This is a genomic window from Streptomyces sp. NPDC001700 (assembly GCF_053596435.1).
On the sequence record NZ_JBSFGE010000012.1, the window covers coordinates 45,028 to 69,239 of the forward strand.

Consider the following 24,212-nt stretch of genomic DNA (forward strand, 5'->3'; position numbering starts at 1 on the left):
GCGGACCCTAGTCGCGGGTCAGGCCCAGCCGGGTCAGCAGGCCGACGCGGTCGTCCGCGTCGACGGACGACGTACCGTCCGTCACCGTCTCGTAGACCGCCAGGACGTCCGCCCCGACCGTCGACCAGTCGAAGCGGCGCACATGGCTGCTGCCCCGCTCGCGCAGCTCGGCGAGCCGCTTCGGGTCGCCCAGCAGCCGTACCGCGGCGGCCGCCAGCGCGTCCGCGTCCTCATTGGCGAACAGCTCACCGGCCGCTCCCCCGTCCAGGACCTGGGCGAACGCGTCCAGGTCGCTCGCGAGGACCGGGGCGCCCGCGGACATGGCCTCCACCAGGATGATGCCGAAGCTCTCGCCGCCCGTGTTGGGCGCGACGTACACGTCCACGCTGCGCAGGAAGCGCGCCTTGTCCTCGTCGCTGACCATCCCCAGGAACTCGACCCGGCCCCGCAGCTCCTCCGGGAGCCCCGCGACCGCCTCCTTCTCGTCGCCGCGCCCGGCGACCAGCAGCCGGGTCCCGGGCCGCTCGGCGAGGATCTTCGGCAGGGCGCGCATCAGCACCGGAAGACCCTTGCGGGGCTCGTCGATGCGGCCGATGAACCCGATCGTGTCGCCCTGCCACTCCTCCTTCGGCTCGGCGTCCGCGAAGAAGTCCACGTCGACACCGTTCGGGATGACGACGGCGTCGCCGCCCAGGTGCTCGACCAGGGTCCGCCGCGCGTACTCGCTGACCGCGATCCGCGCGCTGATCTTCTCCAGGGCGGGCTGCAGGATCGGATACGCGGCGATCATGGCCCGCGAGCGGGGGTTGGAGGTGTGGAAGGTGGCGACGATCGGCCCCTGCGCCGCCCAGCAGGCGAGCAGCCCGAGCGAGGGCGAGGTGGGCTCGTGGATGTGGATGACGTCGAACGCGCCGTCGTGCAGCCAGCGCCGCACCCGGGCGGCCGACAGGAAGCCGAAGTTCAGCCGGGCGACCGAGCCGTTGTACGGCACCGGGACCGCGCGCCCCGCGGAGACGACGTACGGCGGCAGCGGGGTCTCGTCGTCCGCGGGCGCCAGGACGGAGACCTCGTGGCCGCGCCGGATGAGGTGCTCCGCCAGGTCGCGGATGTGGAACTGCACGCCGCCCGGGACATCCCAGGAGTAGGGGCAGACGATCCCGATCCTCAAGGCTTCTCCATTCCAGGACCGTGATCCAGGTCGGCCAGCCACAGTCGCTGGAGCATGTGCCAGTCCTCCGGGTGTTCGGCGATCCCCGAGGCGAACGCGTCGGCGACCTGCTGGGCCATGACCGCGGTCCGCTCGTCCCGGGTGCCGCTCTCCGGCACCTCGACGGGCGGATACACCCGGCCCTGCATGACCGGGGACTCGTCGTACCACAAAGTGACCGGCAGCAGCAGCGCACCGGTCTGCGCCGCGAGCCGGGCCGGGCCCGCGGGCATCTTCGCGGACTCGCCGAAGAACGACACCTCCACCCCGGATGCGGACAGATCCCGGTCGGCCACCAGAGCGACCAGCCCGCCCGCCCGCAGCCGCCGCGCCAGCGTGCCGAACGCGGCTCCGCCCTCGTGCGGCAGGACCTCCATGCCCAGCCCCTCGCGGTAGGCGACGAACCGGTCGTACAGCGACTCCGGCTTCAGCCGCTCCGCGACCGTGGTGAAGGGCACCTCCAGCCTGGTGGTGACCCAGGCCCCGGCGAGGTCGTAGTTACCCATATGGGGCAGCGCGAGGACCACACCCCGGCCGCTGGCCAGGCCGTCGACCAGGTAGTGCACGTCCTTGATCTCGACGCCGCCGCGGATGCGCTCCCTGCTCCACGTGGGGAGCCGGAACGACTCCATCCAGTAGCGCATGTACGAGCGCATGCCCGCCCGCGACAGCTCGGCCAGCCGCCCCGGCGAGGCCTCGGGCACCACGCGCGCCAGATTGGCCTCCAGGCGCAGCACGCCCTTGCCGCGCCGCTTCCACGCCTGATCGGCTATGCGCTGCCCGAGCGCTACGGCGACCGGCTCGGGGAGCTTCTTGACCGTGCTCCAGCCGAGCCCGTACAGCGCGTCGGTCAGCCTTTCCTTCACCGTGTCTCGCCCCCCTGGGTCACCGGCCGGTCCGCGGCGTCCGCCTCGGCGGCCTCCCGGCGCACGGTGACCACGCGCTGCACGAGGGTCACCGCACTGCCCACGGCGACGATCCACAGCGCGATCGGCAGCAGGATCTCGATGTGCGGCACACCGAACATGTGCAGGCCCGAGAGGCCGCAGGCGACCAGCGAGATCACCAGCCGCTCGGCACGCTCGACCAGCCCGTTGACGTTCACCGGCAGCCCGATGCTCTCGCCACGCGCCTTGGTGTACGAGACGACCTGGCCGCTGGTGAGACAGAAGATGGTCACCGCACACAACACATTGTCGTCGCCCCCACCCGCGTACCACAACGCCAGACCGCCGAAGATCGCCCCGTCGGCGACCCGGTCCAGCGTCGAGTCCAGGAACGCGCCCCAGCGGCTGGAGCGGCCCAGTTGCCGCGCCATATTGCCGTCGACCAGGTCCGAGAAGACGAACAGCGTGATGACGACGGTGCCCCAGAAGAACTCGCCGCGGGGGTAGAAGACCAGCGCTCCCGCGATCACACCACCGGTTCCGGTGAGGGTCACCGCGTCCGGGCTGACGCCGAGACGGATGAGCAGGGCGGCGAACGGTGTGAGAACACGCGTGAAGAAAGCACGCGCGTACTTGTTCAGCATGGCCTTCCCGGTGGGTCGATACGGGCCGGATGGCCAAGAGGCCACCGGCTGGCCCATCGTAGCCAGGCGCTACCGGGGCGCCGCGCACCTGTCGGACCGCTCCCACGCCCCTCCCGGGCGACGCCCCGATGTGCGACGTATGGACGCACCGTGACCTCGGTGGAAAGCTCGAAGTATCGCAAGGTGTCGACCGGGAGGCGAGACACATGGGCGAGAAGACGAACACACACCCAGGGGCCGCCGGAAGGGCAGCGGCGGCCGACCGGCCCAGCTCCCTGCGGAATGTGGTGCTGGTCGGCCACAGCGGGTCCGGGAAGACGACACTCGTGGAGGCTCTGGCGCTGTCGACCGGCGCGATCAACCGGGCAGGCCGGGTCGAGGACGGCGGCTGTCTCTCCGACTACGACGAGATCGAGCACCGGCAGCAGCGCTCGGTACAGCTGTCACTGGTCCCCGTCGAATGGGGCGGGGTGAAAATCAATCTCCTGGATACCCCGGGATACGCCGACTTCGTCGGGGAGCTGAGGGCCGGTCTGCGGGCAGCGGACGCGGCCCTCTTCGTCGTCTCCGCGGCCCAGGACGCGGTGGGCATAGCGGGCGCCACCCGCATGGTGTGGGAGGAGTGCGCGGCGGTCGGGATGCCGCGCGCCATCGTGATCACACACCTGGAGGCGGCCCGCGCCAGCTTCGAGGACATGACGGAGATCTGCCGCCGGACCTTCGGCGGCGACGACCCCGACGCCGTCCTGCCGCTCTACCTGCCGCTGCGCGGCGAACCGGCGCCGGACGGGCACGCCCCGGTGACCGGGCTGATCGGCCTGCTCTCCCAGCGGGTCTACGACTACTCCTCGGGGTCGCGGACCGAGACCCCGCCCACCGACGGCCAGGTCCCGCTGGTCTCGGAGGCCCGCGACCGGCTCATCGAGGGGATCATCGCCGAGAGCGAGGACGAGACCCTCATGGACCGCTATCTGGGCGGCGAGGAGATCGACGTCAAGACGCTGATCGACGATCTGGAGAAGGCCGTCGCCCGCGGCAGCTTCCACCCCGTGCTGGCCGCCGCGCCCGCCGCCGGAGGCTCCCGGCAGGGCCTGGGCACCACCGAGCTGCTGGAGCTGATCACCCGCGGCTTCCCGACCCCGCTGGAGCGCGAGGCACCCGAGGTCACCACCCCGCAGGGCGCCCCCCGCCCGGCGCTGACCTGCGATCCGGAGGGCCCGCTGGCCGCCGAGGTCGTCAAGACCTCCTCCGATCCATACGTCGGCCGGATCTCGCTGGTCCGGGTCTTCTCCGGGACGCTGCGCCCGGACGAGACGGTGCATGTCTCGGGGCACGGCCTGGAGGACCGGGGCCATGAGGACCACGACGTGGACGAGCGGGTGGGCGCCCTGTCCACGCCGTTCGGCAAGCAGCAGCGCACCCTGTCCCAGGCCATCGCGGGCGATCTGGCGTGCGTCGCCAAGCTGACCCGCGCCGAGACCGGAGACACTCTTTCGGCCAAGGACCGGCCGCTGCTCATGGAGCCGTGGCAGATGCCCGACCCGCTGCTGCCCGTCGCCATCGAGGCGCACAGCAAGGCGGACGAGGACAAGCTGTCACTGGGCCTGTCACGGCTGGTCGCCGAGGACCCGACGATGCGGCTGGAGCAGAACCCGGACACCCACCAGGTGGTGCTGTGGTGTCTGGGCGAGGCCCATATGGACGTCGCGCTGGAGCGGCTGCGCGGCCGCTACGGGGTACAGGTGGACGCCGTCCCGTACAAGGTGGCGCTGCGCGAAACGTTCGGAAGCAAGTCCTCCGGGCGCGGGCGGCACGTCAAGCAGTCCGGCGGGCACGGCCAGTACGCGATCTGCGAGATCGAGGTGGAGCCGCTGCCCGGCGGCTCGGGCATCGAGTTCGTGGACAAGGTCGTCGGCGGCGCGGTGCCCCGGCAGTTCATCCCGTCCGTCGAGAAGGGCGTACGGGCCCAGGCGGCGCGCGGCGTCTCCACCGGGAACCCGCTGGTCGACGTGCGGATCACGCTGCTGGACGGCAAGGCGCACTCGGTGGACTCCTCCGACGCCGCGTTCCAGACGGCGGGCGCCCTCGCCTTGCGTGAGGCGGCCGCCGACACCTGGATCGAGCTGCTGGAGCCGGTGGTCCAGGTCGGCGTCCTGATCTCCGACGACTATGTCGGCGCCGTCATGAGCGACCTGTCCGGGCGGCGCGGCCGAGTCGTCGGCACCGAGCAGTCGGGCGGCGGCCGGACCCTGATCCAGGCGGAGGTCCCGGAGATCGAGATCGGCCGGTACGCGGTCGACCTGCGGTCGCTGTCGCACGGCACCGGGCGGTTCAGCCGCTCGTACGCCCGGCACGAGCCGATGCCGCCGCAGGTCGCCGAGCGGATGCGCGGCGAACGGGCCGGGGCCGGGGCGTAGTTCACAGGCCGCCGCCAGTCGTCCGCCGACCGCCGCGCGTCGCCTGCCGCCTGCCGCACGCCGCCAACTCGGCGGGGGCGGGCGGCGGGCGGCGCGCGCCTGTGAGCCGGGAAGTTATCCACAGGCCACGACGCCCTGGCGACAGGCAGTACGCACCCCCTATACGCTGAGGTCGCAGCGCAAACAGCGTGCGGTATTGGGGGCGTTGGTGACGGACGGATTCGATTTCAGTCCCGGGGCACAGGTGCCCCTGTCCGGGTCTGCGGGAGAGACGGCGGCGACACAGGCGCTGGCCTCGGCCGCCTACCGTGACGACCCGGTGGCGAAGCTGCTGGAGGCCAACTCCGAGTGGACGGTCTCGGAGGTGAAGGCGCCCAAGATCTCGCTGTTCGAGCCGAACCTGGGCGAGGCGTTCTCGCGCGCCGTGCAGCTGCGCATGCTCGGCGGCGGCCGCAACCAGGTGATCCAGTCCTTCGGCACCGAGCCCCAGACGATCGTCGAGCACTGCCTGGCCGCCAACCGCATCCGCAAGGTCCGGGACGCCCGCCTCACCGTCGTCATGGTGATCTTCGGGCTGCTGTTCCTCCCCGGGGCGCTGCTGTGGCTCGGCGCCTTCCAGCTCCGCCGCTCGGTGGCCGGGGCCCAGGACAAGCGGATGGGAGCGCTGGGCACCGTCCTGATGGCGGCGCTCGGCATCTTCGTCCTCATCTTCCTGATCAAGCTGCCGTTCGGCGGCTTCTGGGGCATATACCTGCGGGGCGTGGTGGTCGCCCCGGTGATCGGCTGGTACATCGCCAAGCAGATCTGTGAGCGCACCGCCAAGGAGCTGCGGGACTACTGGGGCGGGCTGGTCTCGGGCACCGGAGTCGGCGCCAAGGTGCCCGAGACCGTGCCCAACCACCCGGGCCAGACCTCCGCCGAGGTGCTGCGCAAGTCGCTGCACAAGCTCACCGCCGAGCAGTACAGCAACGTGGTCTTCTACGCCGGCGCCAAGGGCATACTCGGCATGGGCACCCGCTGGGGCAGCTGGCAGCTCGCCGAGGACCTGGTCTCCGCCGACCCCGACAAGGAGATCGACCCCTTCCGCAGCTGGGACGTCATCCGGGCGATCCACGACCAGCTGCGCATGCTGGAGCGCACCCCGCTGCACACCGGCGGCTTCACCGCCCCGCCCCAGGTGCGCCACTGGGTGGTCTCCGCCGTCACCGAGGGCGCCAAGTCGGTCGAGCGCGGCGGCACCTCCGAGGAGGAGGGCTTCCAGATAAAGGGCGTCGAGCTGCAGCGGATCTGCGATCAGCAGCAGTTCGGCGCCGGTGACCGGCACTACCTGGGCGTGCAGTTCGTGCTGTGGGACGGCCAGTTGGTGATCACGCTCATGATCACGGTGACGCTGCTGCACAAGACGCTGCGGATCGAGGTCACCGGGCATGCGCTGGGCCCGGTGCACCCGCTGTTCTTCGGCAAGCCGTCGGCGCCCTCGAAGACGGTCGCCAAGACCTTCCGGTTCTGGGAGACCAAGTCGGTCCCGCTGCCGCTCGTGAAGCCCCAGGAGGTGGTGCGGCTCGCCGCGCGCGCCCCCTTCACCTGGTACCCGCCGATCCTCGACCACCTCGGCGGGAAGCTCGTGCTGCCCGAGCCGTTCGGGCTGCGGCACGCCTGGGCCGACAAGCCCTGGCGGCACCGCTTCATGGCGGACGACGCGCTGCGGACCGCCGCCCCCGTGCTGCGGGTGGTCCACGAGGCGGCGATCGGCGTGCTCAAGCACCACGGCGTGGACACCGAGCGCTTCGGCAACCGCTCGCTGGCCCTCAGCGGCCAGGTCCAGGACGCCTCCCCGAAGAAGGCCGACCTGTACGACGCGTAAGGCGACGCGCACGGCAAAGGGCCCGGCGGCGGTGCCGCCGGGCCCCAGAGCCGGGGTGTGCGCTACGGCTTCGACTTCGGCCAGGCGTCCGCGAGCAACCGGCGGGTGTCGGCGAGGAGTTGCGGCAGCACCTTGGTGCGGCCGATGACCGGCATGAAGTTGCTGTCACCGCCCCAGCGGGGCACCACGTGCTGGTGCAGATGGGCCGCGATCCCGGCCCCGGCGACGGTGCCCTGGTTGAGCCCGATGTTGAAACCGTGCGCGCCCGAGGCGGTGCGCAGCGCGGTCATGGCGGTCTTGGTGAACTCCGCCAGCTCGATCGTTTCCTCGGCGTCCAGCTCGGTGTAGTCGGCCAGGTGCCGGAACGGGACGATCATGAGGTGGCCGCCGGTGTACGGGTACAGGTTGAGCACGGCGAAGACGCGCTCCCCCCGGGCGATGATCAAGCCGTCCTCATCGGACTTGTCCGGGATGGAGCAGAACGGACAGCCATCGCCCGCCCCCGGGCCGGTGGGCTTGTTCTCGCCCTGGATGTACGCCATCCGGTGGGGGGTCCACAGGCGCTGGAACGCGTCCGGCGTTCCCACTCCGATCTGCTGTTCCGGCTCACTCGTCATGCGGGCCAGCATATTCGTCCCCGCCGGATGGAGGTGCGGTGAGGGGCGGCCCCGGTACAGGACCGCCCCTCACGTTCGGGTCACACCTGGACCCGGCGCTCCACGACGTCGACGATCTCGGCGATCGCCTCGGCGATCGGGATCCCGTTCTTCTGCGAGCCGTCGCGGTAGCGGAAGCTGACCGCCCCGGCCGCCACGTCCTCGTCACCCGCGATGACCATGAACGGCACCTTGCTCTTCTGCGCGTTCCTGATCTTCTTCTGCATCCGGTCGGACGACGAGTCGACCTCCACGCGCAGGCCCTTCGCCCGCGCCTGGGCGGCGAACTCCTCCAGGTACGGCACATGGCCGTCGCCGATCGGGATGCCGACCGCCTGGACCGGGGCGAGCCACGCCGGGAAGGCGCCCGCGTAGTGCTCCAGCAGCACCGCGAAGAAGCGCTCGATCGACCCGAACAGCGCGCGGTGGAGCATGACGGGCTGCTGGCGCGAGCCGTCGGCCGCCGTGTACTCCAGGTTGAACCGGGCGGGCTGGTTGAAGTCGACCTGGATGGTCGACATCTGCCAGGTCCGGCCGATCGCGTCCCGCGCCTGGACCGAGATCTTCGGCCCGTAGAAGGCCGCGCCACCCGGGTCCATGACCAGCTCCAGGCCCTGCTTCTCGGCGGCCTTGCGCAGCTCCTCGGTGGCTTCCTCCCACTGCTCCGGCTCGCCCATGAACTTGTCGGAGTCGTCGCGGGTGGACAGCTCCAGGTAGAAGTCGTTCAGGCCGTAGTCGCGGAGCAGGTCCAGCACGAAGGTGAGCAGATTGTCCAGCTCATCGGCCATCTGCTCCTTGGTGCAGTAGATGTGCGAGTCATCCTGAGTGAAGCCCCGGGCCCGGGTCAGACCGTGGACGACGCCGGACTTCTCGTACCGGTAGACCGTGCCGAACTCGAACAGCCGCAGCGGCAGCTCACGGTACGACCGCCCGCGCGCCCTGAAGATCAGGTTGTGCATCGGGCAGTTCATGGCCTTGAGGTAGTAGTCCTGCCCCTCGAACTCCATGGGAGGGAACATGCCCTCCATGTAGTGCGGCAGGTGGCCGGAGGTCTCGAAAAGCTTGGCCTTGGTGATGTGCGGGGTGTTGACGAACTCGTACCCCGACTCCTCGTGCCGCTTCCGCGAGTAGTCCTCCATCTCCTTGCGGATCACCCCACCGCGCGGGTGGAACACCGCCAGGCCCGAGCCCAGCTCGTCCGGGAAGGAGAACAGGTCCAGCTCGGCGCCCAGCTTGCGGTGGTCGCGCTTCTCCGCCTCCGCCAGGAACTCCAGGTACGCCTTCAGTTCGTCCTTGGTCGGCCAGGCGGTGCCGTAGATCCGCTGGAGCTGCGGGTTGCGCTCGCTGCCGCGCCAGTACGCGGCGGCGCTGCGCATCAGCTTGAAGGCCGGGATGTTGCGGGTGGTCGGCAGGTGCGGACCACGGCACAAGTCCTTCCAGCACAGCTCGCCGGACTTCGCGTCGAGGTTGTCGTAGATGGTCAGCTCGCCCGCGCCGACCTCGGCGGACGCGCCCTCGGCGGCGTCCGCGGCCGACCCCTTGAGCCCGATCAGCTCCAGCTTGTACGGCTCGGCGGCCAGCTCCTCGCGCGCGGCCTCATCGGTGATCGCACGGCGGGAAAAGCGCTGGCCCCTCTTCTGGATCTCCTGCATCTTCTTCTCGATGCGCTTGAGATCCTCCGGCTGGAACGGGGTCTCGACGTCGAAGTCGTAGTAGAAGCCGTCCTTGATGGGCGGGCCGATGCCGAGCTTGGCCTCCGGGAACAGCTCCTGCACGGCCTGCGCCATCACATGCGCGGTCGAGTGGCGCAGGATGTCGAGACCGTCCTGGCTGGTGATCTCCACCGGCTCGATCTCTTCGCCGTCGCCCGGCTCGTACGCCAGGTCCTTCAGCTGCCCGGCCACGCGCGCGGCGACGATCGAGCGGTCGCCGGCGAAGAGGTCCGCCGCCGTAGTGCCCGTCGTCACCACGCGCTCTTCCCGCTCGGAATCGCGTTGGATGATCACACGGACGTCTGACACCGGTCTCTCCTGACTGAAGGATCGCTACCCGCGGCGATTGCCGCGCAGCGAGAATCGTACCGAGCCGACGGGCCCGACCGCGAAACGGTTATCCGCGCGATCGGCGAAGGCGGCGCCCCGGCGCGATCAGGGTTCGCCGCACGCCTCCTCGCCACACGCCTCCTCGAAGAAGTCCAGGTTCTCCTGGAGCGACTTGAGCAGCCGGTCCCGCTCCGCGTCGTCCACCCGCACCGGGGTGACGCCACCGGCTCCGCTCAGCCGCCGGAAGCCGCCGCGGCTCTCCAGGCGCCCGCTCACCCGGATCGGCAGCCCGACCAGATGGGCATGGCCCGCGATCCGGTAGTCGTCCTCGTCCAGCACGATCCGCAAGCGTGCCACGTCCGCCCCGGCCAGCACCCGCAGCCGCACCGTCCCGGGGCCGCCCGGCCCGGCGCGGCCCAGGCGCACCACGGCGCCGGTGACCCGTACGGGTACGGACGGCTCGTCCCGTACGTAGCGGGCCCCGGCCTCGCGCAGCCCCGGCAGATCGCCGGGCGTGAACTCGACCGGTGCGGGCCGGGTGGAGAGCCCCGGCGGCGGACCGGCGGCCGGTGACCACTCCAGGGCCATGCGCGCGCCCTCGGTGCCCTGGACGAGCGCCACGACGGCCTCGGTCAGCTCGCGGCTCACCCCCGCCGCCACGGCCGCGTCGAAGGCCTCCATGCCGCCGGTGGTCCGCCGGTAGTCGACGGCGTCGCGCAGCGCGTACAGGGCGCGCAGCAGGGTGGCGGTGGTGGCCCGGCCGTCCTCGACGGGGACGAAGACGGTCAGCTGGTGGCCGCCGGGCACGGTGCCCGTAGGTCCGGTCAGCACGTGCTGCAGGGACGCCTCGGCCGCCCTGCGGTGCCGCGCGCCGTAGTACCCGGCCCTGGCGCGGGCGGCGAGCGCCCCGGCCAGCAGGGTCGCCCGGGCGGCGGCGCGCAGCCGCTCCTGCGCGGGCCAGGCGGCGGTGCCGCCGCGCGACCCGGGCACCAGCGACTCGGGCACCTCGCGCCACCAGCGGACCTCGTCGCTGGGCACGGCGAGGCCGGTGAGCACCTCGCGGGCGGAGGGCGCGGCGCTGCGGGCCAGGGCGAGCAGCGCTTCGCCGAGAAGGTCGCCGCTGTCGGGGAAGTCGCGGTGCTCGGGCACGAGCAGGCTGGTGCCGGGCAGCTCGCCCGGGGGCGTCCAGCGGGCGTACCGCCCCTGGGCGCCGCCTCGGCGGTGCCAGCCGTGCCGCGCGAGCAGGGCGCCGAGGACGGCGGGGTCCACCTCGTCGGGGCGGGGCGCGGGGCCGGGGTCGCGGTCCCGCAGAGGGTCGCGGTCCCGCAGAGGATCGGGCAGGGGGTCGCGGTCCGTCGGAGGGGCGCGCAGGGGGTCGCGGTCCATCAGGGTCTCCCTCCCGCCCCGACCCGGGTCATGATCTCGCACAGCGCGCGATCGTCGAAGATCCGCGAGGTCGGGATCCGCACGGTGGTCCGGCGGCGGCCCGTCACCGGGTGGCCCGCCAGGTTGATCCAGTAGCAGCAGTGCCGCAGTGCCAGACGGTCGTGCCCGGCCCGGATCCAGTCGTCCCGGCCGCGCGGCACGATCATCACGACGAGGATCTTGTGCACGGAGACCGGGCTGCGGGCGAGCTTGACCAGGTGGTCGTTGTCGAGGGTGAAGGCGAAGGTCGGGCCGGGCGGATGCGGTGCCAGCTGGTACGTGGCCTTCAGCTGCACCTTGATCGTCACCTCGTCGTCCGCCACGTGGCCGGGCGCGCTGTGGCTGACGTGCCAGTCGATGCCGTGGTCCGGGAAGGGCTGCGCGAGCGAGCAGCCCGCGGCCGCCGCGACCGCGTGCAGATAGCCGACCTGCAGGGTCTCCATGCAGGCGGTGGTGGCGATGTGGCCACGCGGAGGCGCGGTCCGCTCGGGCAGCAAACCGCTCGCCGACGGGGCCGGTTCGGGCTGCGCGAGCGCCATGATGTGACGCCTTCCGGTCGTCGCCGGTGTCCGTACATCTGTGTTGTCTCCCCGTCAGATGCCGTGCAAACAGTGGTGGTTCGGCCACCTCCCTCCGGGTATCACCAGGTCGGGGCGGGATCCGGAGGTCATGGGGCACATATGCACGAGGAGTTGAGGCCATGTCGTCCTGGTTCGAGGGGCCGCTCGCCGCGTTCGACACGGAGACGACCGGGATCGACGTCGAGCACGATCGGATCGTGTCGGCCGCTCTCGTCGTCCAGCGGGGCACGGGGAGTCTGCCGGAGATACGGCGCTGGCTGGTGAGCCCGGGCATACCGGTGCCACAGGCGGCGACCGAGATACACGGGCTGACCGACGCGCATCTGCAGCGGCACGGCCGGTGGCCCGCGCCGGTGATGGACGAGGTGGCGCGGGCGCTCGCCGAGCAGACGACGCGGGGCACCCCGGTGGTGGTGATGAACGCGCCGTTCGATCTGACGCTGCTGGACCGCGAGTTGAAGCGGCATCGCAATGCCACGCTGGCCACGTATCTGTCGCTGCGTTCGCTGTCCGTCCTCGATCCCCGGGTGCTGGACAAGCACCTGGACCGCTATCGCAAGGGGCGCCGCACGCTCACCGATCTGTGCGCGCACTACGGGGTCGAGCTGACGGGCGCGCATGACGCGGCGGCGGACGCGACGGCCGCCCTGGAGGTCGTCCGGGCGGTGGGCCGCCGCTTCGCGTCACGGCTGGAGAAGCTGACGCCCAGTGAGCTGCACGCCCGGCAGACGGTCTGGTACGCGGCGCAGGCGCGCGGCCTCCAGGCATGGTTCGCGCTCAACGGCTCGGACGAGGTCTGCGACCCGGCGTGGCCGCTGCGGCCGGACCTCCCGGCGGCGGCCTGAGCGCCCCTCGACTAAGGCGTACGGAGCCTGAAGGGATGTCCCGCCGGGTCGGAATAGAGGCGGACGTCGTTCGGGCCGCCGTTGTCCTTGGTGTCCAGCGGCCGAGCTCCCAGGTCGATGATCTGGCGTTCCGCGGCGTCCATGTCGTCCACCAGGAGTTCCAGGTGGGCCTGCTGGGAGTCGTCCGGCCGGGGCCAGCTCGGCGGGGCGTAGCCGTGGTCGCGGAGGAAGGACATGCGCGTCCCGCCGGGGGCGACGATGTCGATCCGGTCGAGGCTGGTCACAGGCGTGATCTCGGCGCCGAGCAGGGTGGCGTAGAACTCGGCCAGCTCTTCCGGCTCGGCGCAGTCCAGGGACAGGACGGCTGTGGTGGCGACGGCGGCCATGGGCTTCCCCTCCGATTCATCCGCGGTGAGCGGGCGGGTACCCATGTCCGGTGGCGGCAAGCCCGGAAAACACCGGGGCCGGACCGCCTGCTGGCGGCCCGGCCCCGGAAGGGTGGGCGATACTGGGTTCGAACCAGTGACCTCTTCGGTGTGAACGAAGCGCTCTCCCGCTGAGCTAATCGCCCGGGTGTTCGCCGGGTGTTTCCCCGGTGGAACGACCTGAACAATACAGGTCGGGCGAGGTGTGGTTCAAACCGGATTCCAGCCGGGCCCGCAGGCCGCGGCACCCGGCGCGCATCATCAGGGCGTGGTTGGCGCGGAACAGCGGCCGCCCGAGCACCGCGAAGCGGCGGAGCAGCGGCTTGCGCGCCACCACGTCCTGTACGAACAGGGCGCGGGTGCCCGTGCCGCGCTCCGTGACCGTCCAGCGGGCCCAGCCCTCCAGGTCGCCGGAGAAGGTGACCCGCAGGGTGCCGAGGGCGGGGTCCCGGTGCGCCTCGGTGACGGTGAGGTTCAGGTCGTACGGGACGAGGGAGCGGAAGCGGGCGGTGCCGGTGCGGTCGTCGATCCGGCGCACCTCACGGACCTGGGGCCACCACCGCGGGTAGCCGTCGCCGTCCGCCAGCGCCGCGAAGACGGCGGCGGGGGTCGCGTCGAGATCCCATCGGCTGTGGAAGCGGTAGTGGCACCAGTCCATGTCCTCAGTGTGCGCCGAAAGCCATCAGCCGGGCAGCTTGTCCCCCACCAGCGCGAGGTTCTGGATGGCGGCGAGTCCGTACTGCGCGGTGGCGTTGGTGCTCACCCAGGTCGCCTCGACACCGGGCACCAGCACGTCCGGGCCGTCGACCTTGACCGTCTTCCAGCTGACGGCGGCGTCCGGGTAGCCGTCGCCCTCGTGGAATTCGGTGAACTTCTGCCAGGCGCGGTCCGCCAGCTTGTCGTCCTTCAGCTGGACGGCGGCGTAGGCGTCGAGCCGGGAGTGGCCCTGGACCAGGATCAGCGAGCCGAAGTCGGTGCCGTAGCGGGCCTTCTGCTCGGCCTTGGTGGCGTTGAAGTAGCGGCAGTAGTCCAGCCAGGCTTCCTTGAACGCGGGGATGTCGATCAGGTCGATGACCTCGGCGCACACCTCGACCAGGCCGAAGACGGCGGACAGGTGGGAGACGCTGACCTTGGGCTTGTCGTCGATGGCGTACTTGCCGGTGTCGAGGTCGTACAGCGCGGCGCCCTGCACGAAGCCGTTGGTCTGGGCGGCGATGGTCTCCATCGTGCTGCGCAGCCGGGCCTCGGCCTTCTCCGCCTGCGGACCGCGCCGCTCCCATTCGGTGAGCCAGGCGCCCGCCAGTCCGCTCCAGTCGGTGCCGAAGCCGATGGACAGGGCGTGGCGGTCGGGCTTGTAGTCGGGGTCGGGGCGGACCTTGCGCTGCGGGTCGAGGACGAGGAAGGACTCGTCGGAGTCGACGAGGGCGTGCATGATGTCGCCGATCCGCTCGTCAGCGGTGAGGTAGTACAGGTAGCGGCGGTAGAGGGCGGTGGAGATGCGCTGCTGCTTGGCGCTGTCGGCGAAGTGCTGGACGCCGTGGCGGGTGCCGAGCCCGGTCCACTTGCCGAGGTGGTAGGCGTCGACCTCGCCGGTGTGCCGGGTCATGGCCTCGGCGAAGCGGTAGATGTCGGCGCGCCCGGAGCGCAGATACGCGAGCCAGAGCCAGAGGTCGGGCGAGAGTTCGGAGTTGTCCCAGGCGTAGCCGCCGATGTCGTATCGCCACTGGTGCCGGTTCTCGTCGTACGTGTGCATGATGTCGCCGTAATCCCAGAAGCCGTACCAGCGGCGCTGTTCGACCTGGCCCTTGTGGTACTCGAAGAGGAAGTCGAGCCGGTCCTCGATCTTCGCCTTGGCGGCGGTGGAGCGGTCGACGGGCGAGAAGAGGCCGCCGAAGACCTTGGCGCGGACCAGGTCGGCGGGTCCGGCGACGAGTTGCGGCGGGGTGCGCAGGGCGGCGGCCTGCTGGACGAGGGTGTCGGCGCCGGGGGTGGCGGCGTTGGCCCAGAAGGTCAGCTCGCTGGTGCGGGCGATGCCGTACGGGGTGCCGAACTCCGGCTCGTAGTCCTCGTACGTGATGTTGAGGCCCTCCAGCTGTTCGGCGTACGTGTCCTGGCCGAGGCCGTCGTGGTAGAAGCGCAGGTCCATGGGCTGGGCCTCGGGCGACCAGAGCCACAGGGTGACCTCGGCCTCGTCGCCCGCCGCGCCGCGGATGTCGAGCTGGGCGGGGAACTTCTCCCAGAAGTCGCGCAGTCCGAAGGAGAGCCCGCCGCTGACCCCGCCGACGTAGCCGAATCCGGACGCCCGGCGTCCGCCGCCCGCGGGGATCCAGCCGTGGCCCGGCTTGGTGCGCTTGCGCAGGGCGAAGCCGTCGGCGGAGAGCTGGGAGAGGGTGTAGTCGCCCCAGGTGGGGATGAGGTGCAGCCGGCTGGTGACCCGCTGGTCCCAGGTGGCGGGGTCGGCCAGCTTCTCGCCCTTGACCTGGGCCTTGCGGACGCTGGCGCCGGGGTCGCGGCGCAGTCCGGTGATGCCCTTGACGGCCTCGGTGAGGAATCCCTTGTCCTCGCCCGCGATGCGGATGTGGCGGTCGTACGCCTCGTCCCGCATGGGGACCGAGAAGCGGACGCCGAGCCCCCGGATGAAATCCTTCTTCTGATCGCCGTCGAAGGTGATCGTGTGCACCATCCGGAACGACTCGGCGCCCGCGTAGAAGTAGAGCCGGACGCTGAAGGGGAGCCAGCTGCGGCCGCCCTTGCGGTGCTTGCCGTCGATGCGGACGACGGCGCGGACGGGGCCCTTCTGCTCGACCTTGGCGGCGCTGATCTCGCCGTCGAACCGGTCCCACTTGGCGCTGCCGTGGTCGCCGTCGTCGATGTCGCCCTGGCGGAGCAGGACGAGGCGGCCGTCACGGGCGATCTCGGTGCTGCCCCGGGTGACGGAGCGTACGAGCTTCTCGCCGTCCTTGCTGATCACGACCTTGATCACGCCGGTGTCGACGGTGATCCTGCCGCCCTTCTCGGTGACGGTGACCTTCTTGGCGGGTGCGGCGGGCTCGCCGGTGGTGAGCTGGTACGCGGTGCCGCCGCCCAGCCCCTCCCCCGCCGCGTGCGCGGTCCACTTGAGCGAGCCGTCGGGCCAGTAGGCGGTGGCCCAGGTCTGCAGGGGGACGTCCTTGCCGTCGGCCGTGGTGAGCGCGAACGCCTGGTCGGCGGGGTGGGCGCCCTTGGGCCAGGGGACGCCGAAGGTGCTGCCCGCGGCGGCACCGAGGCCGCCGTCCTCCAGCCAGCTGATCTTCGTGGGTTCGCCGGTGGCCTTGTCCCGCTCGGCGGCGGCCGCCTGCGGGGCGTTCTGCGCGAGCGTCCAGGAGAACGGGACGGCGGCGCCGGTGACGGCGGCGGCCTTGAGCAGGTTGCGCCGGGGAATCGGGGGCATGTCGCTCTCACCTTTCGTATGACGGCTACGAGGGCTACGGGGGTCAGGTGCATGACATGGGCCTGGGCCTACGGGGGTGGTGGCGCGGGAACGAGCGCCGCCGGGTCAGACGTCAGACGCGGGCGCGGCGCTCGACCGCGACCGCACAGGCCGCGAGGGCGCCCACCGCCGGGGCGGTCAGCGGCAGCATCTGCCAGGCGGCGACGGTGACCACCGCGAGCCCCCCGGCCAGCAGCAGCGATCCGCCGGGGTCGGCGGCCAGGCCACGGCGTACGGCGGTACGGGCCACCGCGGCCCAGTCGGCGCCCGGCCGCCACGCGGCGGCCGTCCGCAGCCCCAGGACGATCACCGCGAGCGCGCCCGCCACGCTCACGGCGATCAGGGCGGGCCCGCCCGGCAGGGCGCCGGTGCGGGCCACGCGCAGGTCGAAGGCGAGCAGCACCAGCGCCGCCCACCACAGCAGGGAGAACCGCCAGCCGCTCCGGGTCGCCTCCCGCACCCCGGCGCCGAAGTCCCGCAGCGTGGAGCGCTCCCCGTCCAGATGGCGGCGCAGATGCGCGCATCCGGCGGCGAACGACGGGAGCAGGGTGAGCAGCGGCAGCGCGGCGAGCACCACCCAGACCCCGGTCAGCAGGCACTCGGCGAACAGCGAGAAGCGCACTAGGCCCTGTCCGGTGGATCTTCGTGGATCAGGCCGCGGCGTCTGGTGCAGGGGGCACCTCCCAGCGGTAGCTGGGGGAGCATCGCAAGGCGGAGGATCGTCCTCGTACTGGGCGTACTCGGACGACTCCGACAACGCAGCGAGGTGCGGTGCCAGGCGTCGCGGCCCCGCGAAGATCCGCCGGGCAGGGCCTGGTCGCCGCGAGCGCCGCTCGGACCTCCGTACCGCTCGCTCCATGGCGGCCCCCTCAGCCCTTCAGCCCGGAGGTCGAGGCGCCCTCGACCAGATAGCGCTGGAAGGCGAGGAAGAACAGCAGCACCGGCAGCAGGGCCACCAGCGACATGGCGACCATGCCGCCGTAGTCGGCGACGCTGTCCTGGTCGATGAAGAGCTTGAGCCCCATCGAGACCGTGTACTTGTCGGGCTCGTTGAGGTAGAGCAGCGGGCCGACGAAGTCGTTCCAGGACCAGATGAAGGTGAAGATCGCGCTGGTGATCAGGGCCGGGCGGCACAGCGGCAGCACGATGTTCCAGTAGATGCGCAGATGGCCGCAGCCGTCCAGCCGCGCCGCCTCGTCCAGCTCGCGCGGCAGGCCCCGCATGAACTGCACCATCAGGAAGACGAAGAAGGCGTCCGCCGCCAGGTACTTGCCGAGCAGCAGCGGAACGTAGGTGTTGATCAGCTCCATCTTCTGGAACAGGATGTACTGCGGGATGATCAAGATCTGGAAGGGCAGCAGCAGCGTCGAGATCATGAGCGTGAACAGCACGTTCCGCCCAGCGAACCGGATCCTGGCGAACGCGTACGCCGCCAGCGAGCAGGAGAACAGCACCCCGATCACCGAACCGACCGCCAGGAACAGCGAGTTGGTGAAGAAGGTCGAGATGGGCACGTCCGCGATGCCGTCGGCGAGCCTGCGGTAGTTCTCGGTGATCGGATCGGTGGGCAGCAGCTGAAGGCTGCCGATGATCTGGTCGCCGGGCTTGAGCGACCCGCCGATCACCCACACCACGGGATAGAGGATCACGGCCAGCACGGCGAGGGCGCCCACGTGCCAGCCGACCGAGCGGAACCGGCCGCGCCCGGCGCCGGTCAGGGAGTCCGTGCCCTTCAGGGAGGTCGAGGGAGTGGTCACCGGGCGTCCTCCTCGTAGTGCACCCAGCCGCGCTGGGTCTTGAACAGCACCGCGGTCACCAGGCCGATGCCGAGCATCAGCATCCAGGCCATGGCGGCGGCGTAGCCCATGCGCAGGTTCCGGAAGCCCTGTTCGTACAGGTACCAGCCGTAGACCAGCAGCGAGTCCCCCGGGCCGCCGGTGTTGGTGCCGGAGCCCGCGAGCACGACGGCCGAGGTGAAGACCTGGAAGGAGTGGATGAGTTCCAGCAGCAGGTTGAAGAAGAGCACCGGGGAGATCATCGGCAGGGTGATGGAGCGGAACCGCCGCCACGCCCCCGCGCCGTCCATCTCGGCCGCCTCGTACAGCTCGCGCGGCACCTGCTTGAGCCCGGCCAGGAAGATCACCATCGGGGCGCCGAACTGCCAGACGGTCAGGGTGATCAGCGTGGGCAGGGCCCAGTCCGGGTCCCCGATCCAGCCGCCGACATCCCAGCCGAACAGACTCAGCGACTTGTCGACGATCGCGTCGTCGTTGAAGATCGCCCGCCAGACGATGCCGATGCTCACGCTCGCGCCGATGAGCGAGGGCGCGTAGAACGCCGAGCGGTAGAAGCCCTGCCCCTTGCGGGGCTTGACCAGCAGCAGCGCCACACCGAGCGCGACCAGCAGCTTCAGCGGGGTGCCGATCAGGACGTACTTCAGCGTCACCTCGACCGAGGTCCACCACCGGTCGTCCTCGAACATCTCCTGGAAGTTCTTGAACCCGACCCAGCGGGGCGAGTCGAAGAGGTTGTAGTCGGTGAACGCCAGATAGAGCGAGACCAGCATCGGGCCGAGCGTGAGCAGCAGGGTCCCGACGCACCAGGGCGTCAGGAAGAGATAGCCCGCCAGGGTCTCCCGGCGGCCGTTCCGCCGCACTGCCGCCGGGTCGGGAGCGTACGGGGCGTCCGGCGCGGCGCCCTTACGGGCCCCGGGCCGGGGCGCGGCGGCCGAGCGGTCCGCCGCTCTCCTGGCCGCCGCCCCCTTGGCCGCCGCGCGCGTCGTGGTTCGTGTCACGGAAGCTCTCCTCACGAGCCGAGCGCGGATTCCGCCTCGTCGAAGAACTGGTCCACGGCCTTGTCCACCGAACCCTGGCCCACCGTGACGGCGGTGTAGACGCGCAGGAAGGCGGCCTCGGCGACATCGGTGCCGGCCGGATGCGGAGTGATCGGCTCCAGCTTCTCGGCCACGCTCTTCTCATACGCGGCGATCTTGGCGTTGACGCCGGTCGGCTTGTACGCCTCGTACTGGGCGGTGGTGGCCGGGATGCCGCGGTTGTAGCCCATGATCTTGCCGACCTCGGGGTCGTGCGTCATGAAGTCGATGAGCTGGGCGACTTCCTTGGGGTGCTGGGTGCGGGCGGAGCCGCTGAGCATCAGCGAGGAGAGGTACTGGGCGGTCCGCTTGCCGTCCGTGGTGGGCAGCGGCCCGAGTTCGAGGGGCGTCTTGGTCTCGGCCGCGAAGCGGACCAGGAAGTTGTCCCAGGTGAACTCGGCGGCCGACAGGTCGGCGCTGATCGTCGCCTTGGGCTTGGCCTGTTCGCCCTTCTTGCCCGGCACCAGCTCACCGGCCTTGGAGTGCTGCTGCCAGGTGTTCCACCACTGCTTGAGGTCGTCCTTGGTGAAGCCGAGCTTCTTGTCCTCGGTGAAGAACGCCTTGCCGTGCTGGCGCAGATACAGGTCGTACAGGTACATCACACCGGCGTTGTCGCTGGCGCCGTAGAGCGTGCCGTCGGACTTCCGCACCTTCTTGGCGGCGTTGAAGAAGTCGTCCCAGGTCCATCCGTCCTTGACGGAGACCCCCGCCTTCTTGAAGGCGGCCGGGTTGTAGAAGAAGCCGAAGGTATTGGCGCCGACCGGCACGCCATAGAGCTTTCCGTCGATGTCCCCGGATTTCTCCAGACCGTTCCGGAAACCCTTCAGACTGAGATTGCCGTCCTTGACCTGCTTGTTGAGATCGAGGAGCAGATTCTTTTCACCGTACTTGCGCAGAAAGGCGTACGAGTTCTGGAAGACATCCGGCGCGTTTCCGCCCGCGGCCTGGGTATTGAACTTGCTCCAGAAGTCGGCGTATTCGGCGTAGTCCGTCTTCACGGTGATGTTCGGGTGCTTCTCCTCGAAGAGCTTCACCGTCTTCTGGATCATGACGGACCGGTCCTTGGCACCCCACCAGGCGTAACGGATGGTCACCTTCCCGCCGGACGAGCTGCCGCCGTCGCCGCCACAGCCGGTGGCCAGCAGCCCCAGCGCGACCAGACCGGCCGCGGCCCCCCGGAGCCCTCTCGCCCTTGCCGTCCATCCCCGAGCACTCATGACACGCCCCTCCCGGGCAGGTCTGTCCGACTGCCCCAGAACCAAGCTTGAAACGTTTTAGGTAAGCGCTTGCCGGGCTAAGCTAGAGATCAGGGCCGGGTACGTCAACGGTTCGGACAGGATCGATGCGGAAGCGCTTCAACGGCGGCGGCGCCCAGGGCACTCGGGACACGACCCGGGACATGCGGAAACACCGAGGGCCCGGAGGCTTGAAGCCTCCGGGCCCTCGGTCCGGGGTGGGCGATACTGGGTTCGAACCAGTGACCTCTTCGGTGTGAACGAAGCGCTCTCCCACTGAGCTAATCGCCCGGGCGCACGGCCAACATTAGCGCATGCCGGACCGTGCTCATGACCATCCGGTCATCACTCCTTGATCTTCCAGGGCATGACGAGGCCGAACTTCCACACGTACACCGTCACGGCCACCGCACAGATCACCACCCCGATCGTGGTCAGGATGATGTTCCGCTTGCGCACCTTCGGATCGAGGGCGCGATGGGCGGCCTCGGTCACCTTGCGCTTGGTCCAGCGCAGCACCAGCTGTGCCCAGACGAACTCGGTCGCCCAGATCGCCATACCGCCGAAGATCACCAGCCATCCCGGGCCGGGCAGCGGCAGCATGATGATGCCCGCCACCACGACCGCGAGCCCCACGACGAAGACCCCGACCTGCCAGCTCAGGTGCAGCGTCCGCGACCGCTTGATGAACTGCGGCGCCCGGGAGCCGAACACCGGCTCCTCTGACACACCGTCCCCCGTCGCGACCTCGGGCGCCGGTGGCACGGCACCCGTCTGTCGCTCGTCACTCTCCGCATTCATGTGACCCAACCTACCTGATCCGCTGAAGTCACCGTAATGGCGGCACCGGCGGGTCGGCGGCTCGGCCGCTTGAGCTATCGGAAGACCCGCAAAACGGTCAGAGGGGTTTACAACGGCACCGTAGGTGGCATGTCGATTTCGCCGACGTGCGAATCCCCGAGCGCACACTGAGCGAAAGGCCATGGCGCTTATGAACACCACGGTCAGCTGCGAGCTGCACCTGCGCCTCGTTGTGTCGAGCGAGTCCTCACTGCCTGTACCCGCGGGACTGCGGTATGACACGGCCGACCCTTACGCCGTGCACGCCACCTTCCACACTGGAGCCGAAGAGACGGTCGAATGGGTATTCGCCCGCGACCTTCTCGCCGAGGGCCTGCACCGGCCCACCGGCACCGGCGACGTCAGAGTGTGGCCATCCCGTAGCCACGGCCAGGGTGTCGTCTGCATCGCCCTGAGCTCCCCGGAGGGGGAGGCTCTGCTCGAGGCCCCGGCGCGGGCCCTGGAGTCGTTCCTGAAGCGGACCGACGCCGCTGTGCCACCCGGCACCGAACACCGCCACTTCGACCTCGACACAGAGCTCTCCCACATCCTGGCGGAGAGCTGAGACCCGACGAGAGCTGAGAGCGCGGCCGTCCGACTCGGGGAGACGGCGCGAGCCGGTACGCGAGATTCCGGTAGTGAACATCCCGGCAGTGACATCCCGACACATTGGTGAGGCAGGCGGCGGTGCCGCCGCCGCGGAACCGTCCGCGGCGGCGGCACCGTCGCATGACACGCCGTGTCACACCCCGGCCCCGGCGCCGCTAGAGTCGAGCCCATCGGGGGGAACAGTCGAGGAGTACCTCCGACCCCAGGGGCCAGGGAGCCAACCGTGCTGATCAACCACGACACCCAGTGCGCGCTCGACACGGTCGTCGACCTGGTGAACACCACGCCCGGCGACGGCACCGAGGACGGCCTCGCGGACGTCGCCGCGCTGCGCCGGTTCGTCGAGCGCAACGCCGTCAGCGACATCGGCACGCTCGGTGAGCGCGACCTGGCCGCCGTACGGACCGTACGGGCCCGCTTCGCCGAGGTCTTCGCCACGGCGGGCGGCCGCACCCGGCACACCGCCGAACTACTCAACACGATGATCGCGGCGGCCGGGACCACTCCCCGGCTGACCGACCACGACGGCTACGACTGGCATGTGCACTATTTCGCCCCGGGAGCGTCCCTGGCCGACCATCTCGCGGCCGACTGCGGCATGGCGCTGGCGTTCCTCGTGGTGGCGGGCGAACACGAGCGACTGCGGCGCTGTGAGGCTCCGGACTGCCGGTTCGCGTTCGTGGACCTGTCGCGCAACCGCTCCCGGCGCTACTGCGACAGCCGCACCTGCGGGAACCGGCTGCATGTCGCCGCGTATCGCGCGCGGCGCAAGGAAGCCGCGAGCTGAGCCGAGGGGGCGCGCGGCGGGGTGCCGCGCCGCCGGTTCGTCACCATCGGTAGAGGTCATGGAGCGCGGTGCCGAAGAGCAGCATGCCTATGAAGGCGAGGAAAAGCATCAGCGGCGGCTGGGACAGGGCGAACAGGCAGCCGCGTGGCTCGTCGCTCGGTGGTACAGGGGGTCCTTCGATAGGGGATCGCTCCCCGGGTGATTGCAGCATCTCGCCGGAGATCATGGCCCAGCCCGGACCCCCGCTGCGGCCAACGAGCGATTTTTGATCGGGAGCTTGTCAGATTCCGTGCTTTTTGAGAATGGCCTCGATATCTGAGAAATCTTCTGTACCGGAGCTGCTTCGAGTGGCGGGTTTCGGCTTGTCCGCCGCCTTCGCTCCGGCCGCCCCGCGACCGGCCCCCAGGGCGGGTTCCGAGGCCCCCGGGGCGAGCGCTCCGTTCCGCTCGGCCCGCTCCGTGGCCGCCGCCGCGCGACGCTCCTTGCGGGTGCCACCGGCCCGGCGCTCGGCCGCCCGGCTCACCATGAACAGCAGCCAGGAGAGCCCGAGCACGCCGAAGCCCGCCCAGATGCTCGGCTTGAAGACCAGATCGGTCAGCCAGTCCAGAATCCCGGTCATCGCCAGGCCCACCGGCAGCAGCGCGTAGGCCGCGATCCGGGCCGCGGCCCGGAAGCGCTTGCGGTACGCGGTCAGACCCGCGATGCCCAGACCGGCCGCGGACAGCGCGACGCAAATCGTGTCGGTCAGCATCGATTCCTCCCGCCGATGGGTTGCGCAGTATGTCCATCCTGCACCCCGCAGGGCGGCAGGAGCCACAGCCAGGGCGCGGGATCAGGGTCATCTCCGGGTTCGGTGGAGCCCGTGGGGGCTGGAAGACTGGCCCCATGAGCGACACCGATCCCGCCCGACCCGTACTCGACGTGTGGTGCGAACTCCAGTGCCCCGACTGCCGTACCGCGCTGACGGACGTGAGCGCCCTGCGCGAGCGCTTCGGCGACGCCCTGGACATCCGGCTGCGGCACTTCCCGCTGGAGCGCCACAAGCACGCCCACGCGGCGGCGCAGGCCGCCGAGGAGGCCGTCGCGCAGGGGCAGGGCTGGCCGTACGTCGAAGCCGTGCTGGAGCGCGCCGAGAAGCTGGGCGCCCGGGGTGAGCTGCTGCTCGTCGATGTGGCGCGGGAACTGGGCCTGGACGCCGAGGAGATGGACACCGCGCTGATCGACGGCCGTCACATCTTGATCGTCGACGCGGACCAGGCCGAGGGCAAGGCGATCGGCGTGACCGGCACCCCGACGTACGTCATCGGCGGGGAGCGGCTGGACGGCGGGAAGAGCCAGGAGGGGCTGCGGGAGCGGATCGAGGAGATCGCGGACCGGCTGCTGGCCGAGCGCGGCTAGTTCCGTACC

Annotated in this window: 22 protein-coding genes and 2 tRNA genes; 6 read left to right on the top strand and 18 right to left on the bottom strand. The window is 70.6% G+C overall.

Annotated elements, in window-relative coordinates:
• Nucleotides 1–7 precede the first annotated feature (7 nt).
• From ACWC5C_RS22680 to pgsA, 3 genes are read right to left on the bottom strand one after another with little or no spacing between them, the layout of a single operon-like run.
• Entirely contained in the window at nt 8–1,168 is a 1,161-nt protein-coding gene (locus ACWC5C_RS22680; protein ID WP_450877928.1) for a glycosyltransferase family 4 protein, read from the bottom strand.
• Nucleotides 1,165–2,073: a phosphatidylinositol mannoside acyltransferase gene (locus ACWC5C_RS22685; RefSeq protein WP_450877930.1), complete on the bottom strand. Its 909-nt coding sequence runs from the start codon at nt 2,071–2,073 to the stop codon at nt 1,165–1,167. Before ACWC5C_RS22685 ends, ACWC5C_RS22680 begins: the two co-directional genes overlap by 4 nt.
• The gene (gene pgsA, locus ACWC5C_RS22690; RefSeq protein WP_450877932.1) at nt 2,070–2,738 is read right to left on the bottom strand and encodes a phosphatidylinositol phosphate synthase; all 669 of its coding nucleotides are present in this window, start codon (nt 2,736–2,738) and stop codon (nt 2,070–2,072) included. Before pgsA ends, ACWC5C_RS22685 begins: the two co-directional genes overlap by 4 nt.
• Nucleotides 2,739–2,944: 206 nt before the next feature.
• On the opposite strand from pgsA, the gene ACWC5C_RS22695 reads away from it, so the two are divergent.
• Together ACWC5C_RS22695 and ACWC5C_RS22700 are read left to right on the top strand one after the other, a co-directional pair.
• On the top strand, nt 2,945–5,155 hold the full coding sequence (locus ACWC5C_RS22695) for an elongation factor G-like protein EF-G2 (RefSeq protein WP_450877934.1): 2,211 nt from the start codon (nt 2,945–2,947) through the stop codon (nt 5,153–5,155).
• Between the two features lie 208 nt (nt 5,156–5,363).
• The gene (locus ACWC5C_RS22700) at nt 5,364–7,019 is read left to right on the top strand and encodes a hypothetical protein (protein WP_450877936.1); all 1,656 of its coding nucleotides are present in this window, start codon (nt 5,364–5,366) and stop codon (nt 7,017–7,019) included.
• Between the two features lie 62 nt (nt 7,020–7,081).
• On the opposite strand, the gene ACWC5C_RS22705 is transcribed toward ACWC5C_RS22700, so the two are convergent.
• From ACWC5C_RS22705 to ACWC5C_RS22720, 4 genes are all read right to left on the bottom strand, one after another.
• Nucleotides 7,082–7,648: an HIT family protein gene (locus tag ACWC5C_RS22705; protein WP_385444508.1), complete on the bottom strand. Its 567-nt coding sequence runs from the start codon at nt 7,646–7,648 to the stop codon at nt 7,082–7,084.
• A 68-nt stretch (nt 7,649–7,716) separates the two neighbouring features.
• Entirely contained in the window at nt 7,717–9,696 is a 1,980-nt protein-coding gene (thrS, locus tag ACWC5C_RS22710) for a threonine--tRNA ligase (protein ID WP_450877938.1), read from the bottom strand.
• Nucleotides 9,697–9,822: 126 nt separating this feature from the next.
• Nucleotides 9,823–11,103 carry a hypothetical protein gene (locus ACWC5C_RS22715; protein WP_450877940.1) on the bottom strand — a complete coding sequence of 427 codons (1,281 nt, stop codon included), beginning with the start codon at nt 11,101–11,103 and terminating at the stop codon, nt 9,823–9,825.
• The gene (locus tag ACWC5C_RS22720; protein ID WP_450877942.1) at nt 11,103–11,681 is read right to left on the bottom strand and encodes a DUF4365 domain-containing protein; all 579 of its coding nucleotides are present in this window, start codon (nt 11,679–11,681) and stop codon (nt 11,103–11,105) included. Before ACWC5C_RS22720 ends, ACWC5C_RS22715 begins: the two co-directional genes overlap by 1 nt.
• 161 nt (nt 11,682–11,842) lie before the next feature.
• On the opposite strand from ACWC5C_RS22720, the gene ACWC5C_RS22725 reads away from it, so the two are divergent.
• Complete coding sequence (locus tag ACWC5C_RS22725; RefSeq protein ID WP_385444502.1) at nt 11,843–12,568, top strand: 3'-5' exonuclease; 726 nt, start codon at nt 11,843–11,845, stop codon at nt 12,566–12,568.
• An 11-nt stretch (nt 12,569–12,579) separates the two neighbouring features.
• On the opposite strand, the gene ACWC5C_RS22730 is transcribed toward ACWC5C_RS22725, so the two are convergent.
• The 10 genes from ACWC5C_RS22730 to ACWC5C_RS22775 all read right to left on the bottom strand — a co-directional run bounded on the left by ACWC5C_RS22730 (nt 12,580) and on the right by ACWC5C_RS22775 (nt 21,370).
• Entirely contained in the window at nt 12,580–12,954 is a 375-nt protein-coding gene (locus ACWC5C_RS22730; RefSeq protein ID WP_450877944.1) for a VOC family protein, read from the bottom strand.
• A gap of 113 nt (nt 12,955–13,067) precedes the next feature.
• Nucleotides 13,068–13,139 (bottom strand) — tRNA-Val (locus tag ACWC5C_RS22735).
• On the bottom strand, nt 13,130–13,651 hold the full coding sequence (locus tag ACWC5C_RS22740; RefSeq protein ID WP_450877946.1) for an SRPBCC family protein: 522 nt from the start codon (nt 13,649–13,651) through the stop codon (nt 13,130–13,132). Before ACWC5C_RS22740 ends, ACWC5C_RS22735 begins: the two co-directional genes overlap by 10 nt.
• Nucleotides 13,652–13,675: 24 nt before the next feature.
• A complete protein-coding gene (locus ACWC5C_RS22745; RefSeq protein ID WP_450877948.1) occupies nt 13,676–16,423 on the bottom strand; it encodes an exo-rhamnogalacturonan lyase family protein in 2,748 nt (915 codons plus the stop codon).
• A 112-nt stretch (nt 16,424–16,535) separates the two neighbouring features.
• On the bottom strand, nt 16,536–17,084 hold the full coding sequence (locus ACWC5C_RS22750) for a DUF624 domain-containing protein (RefSeq protein WP_450877950.1): 549 nt from the start codon (nt 17,082–17,084) through the stop codon (nt 16,536–16,538).
• A gap of 247 nt (nt 17,085–17,331) precedes the next feature.
• Entirely contained in the window at nt 17,332–18,219 is an 888-nt protein-coding gene (locus ACWC5C_RS22755) for a carbohydrate ABC transporter permease (RefSeq protein ID WP_450877952.1), read from the bottom strand.
• Nucleotides 18,216–19,256, bottom strand: a complete 1,041-nt coding sequence (locus tag ACWC5C_RS22760; protein ID WP_450877954.1) for a carbohydrate ABC transporter permease — start codon at nt 19,254–19,256, stop codon at nt 18,216–18,218. Before ACWC5C_RS22760 ends, ACWC5C_RS22755 begins: the two co-directional genes overlap by 4 nt.
• A gap of 11 nt (nt 19,257–19,267) precedes the next feature.
• Nucleotides 19,268–20,551, bottom strand: coding sequence for an ABC transporter substrate-binding protein (locus ACWC5C_RS22765; RefSeq protein WP_450877956.1), 1,284 nt, complete (start codon nt 20,549–20,551; stop codon nt 19,268–19,270).
• A gap of 237 nt (nt 20,552–20,788) precedes the next feature.
• Nucleotides 20,789–20,860 (bottom strand) — tRNA-Val (locus tag ACWC5C_RS22770).
• 54 nt (nt 20,861–20,914) lie between these two features.
• Nucleotides 20,915–21,370: a TIGR02611 family protein gene (locus ACWC5C_RS22775; protein WP_385444490.1), complete on the bottom strand. Its 456-nt coding sequence runs from the start codon at nt 21,368–21,370 to the stop codon at nt 20,915–20,917.
• Between the two features lie 190 nt (nt 21,371–21,560).
• Between ACWC5C_RS22775 and ACWC5C_RS22780 the strand changes: the two genes are divergently transcribed.
• Nucleotides 21,561–21,974 (top strand): SsgA family sporulation/cell division regulator, encoded by a 414-nt coding sequence (locus ACWC5C_RS22780; RefSeq protein ID WP_003959770.1) that lies wholly within the window; start codon nt 21,561–21,563, stop codon nt 21,972–21,974.
• Between the two features lie 267 nt (nt 21,975–22,241).
• Complete coding sequence (locus ACWC5C_RS22785) at nt 22,242–22,805, top strand: CGNR zinc finger domain-containing protein (protein ID WP_450877958.1); 564 nt, start codon at nt 22,242–22,244, stop codon at nt 22,803–22,805.
• A gap of 280 nt (nt 22,806–23,085) precedes the next feature.
• Here ACWC5C_RS22785 and ACWC5C_RS22790 read toward each other — a convergent pair whose 3' ends face one another.
• Entirely contained in the window at nt 23,086–23,556 is a 471-nt protein-coding gene (locus tag ACWC5C_RS22790) for a hypothetical protein (protein WP_450877960.1), read from the bottom strand.
• A 134-nt stretch (nt 23,557–23,690) separates the two neighbouring features.
• On the opposite strand from ACWC5C_RS22790, the gene ACWC5C_RS22795 reads away from it, so the two are divergent.
• Nucleotides 23,691–24,203, top strand: a complete 513-nt coding sequence (locus ACWC5C_RS22795; protein ID WP_385444486.1) for a DsbA family protein — start codon at nt 23,691–23,693, stop codon at nt 24,201–24,203.
• Nucleotides 24,204–24,212: the final 9 nt, after the last annotated feature.

Coding starts and splice junctions, on each gene's coding strand:
- pgsA (WP_450877932.1), bottom strand. CDS start 2,738: ATGCTGAACAAGTACGCGCGTGCTTTCTTCACGCGTGTTCTCACACCG.
- ACWC5C_RS22695 (WP_450877934.1), top strand. CDS start 2,945: ATGGGCGAGAAGACGAACACACACCCAGGGGCCGCCGGAAGGGCAGCG.
- ACWC5C_RS22705 (WP_385444508.1), bottom strand. CDS start 7,648: ATGCTGGCCCGCATGACGAGTGAGCCGGAACAGCAGATCGGAGTGGGA.
- ACWC5C_RS22715 (WP_450877940.1), bottom strand. CDS start 11,103: ATGGACCGCGACCCCCTGCGCGCCCCTCCGACGGACCGCGACCCCCTG.
- ACWC5C_RS22720 (WP_450877942.1), bottom strand. CDS start 11,681: ATGGCGCTCGCGCAGCCCGAACCGGCCCCGTCGGCGAGCGGTTTGCTG.
- ACWC5C_RS22725 (WP_385444502.1), top strand. CDS start 11,843: ATGTCGTCCTGGTTCGAGGGGCCGCTCGCCGCGTTCGACACGGAGACG.
- ACWC5C_RS22730 (WP_450877944.1), bottom strand. CDS start 12,954: ATGGCCGCCGTCGCCACCACAGCCGTCCTGTCCCTGGACTGCGCCGAG.
- ACWC5C_RS22740 (WP_450877946.1), bottom strand. CDS start 13,651: ATGGACTGGTGCCACTACCGCTTCCACAGCCGATGGGATCTCGACGCG.
- ACWC5C_RS22745 (WP_450877948.1), bottom strand. CDS start 16,423: ATGCCCCCGATTCCCCGGCGCAACCTGCTCAAGGCCGCCGCCGTCACC.
- ACWC5C_RS22765 (WP_450877956.1), bottom strand. CDS start 20,551: ATGAGTGCTCGGGGATGGACGGCAAGGGCGAGAGGGCTCCGGGGGGCC.
- ACWC5C_RS22775 (WP_385444490.1), bottom strand. CDS start 21,370: ATGAATGCGGAGAGTGACGAGCGACAGACGGGTGCCGTGCCACCGGCG.
- ACWC5C_RS22780 (WP_003959770.1), top strand. CDS start 21,561: ATGAACACCACGGTCAGCTGCGAGCTGCACCTGCGCCTCGTTGTGTCG.
- ACWC5C_RS22790 (WP_450877960.1), bottom strand. CDS start 23,556: ATGCTGACCGACACGATTTGCGTCGCGCTGTCCGCGGCCGGTCTGGGC.
- ACWC5C_RS22795 (WP_385444486.1), top strand. CDS start 23,691: ATGAGCGACACCGATCCCGCCCGACCCGTACTCGACGTGTGGTGCGAA.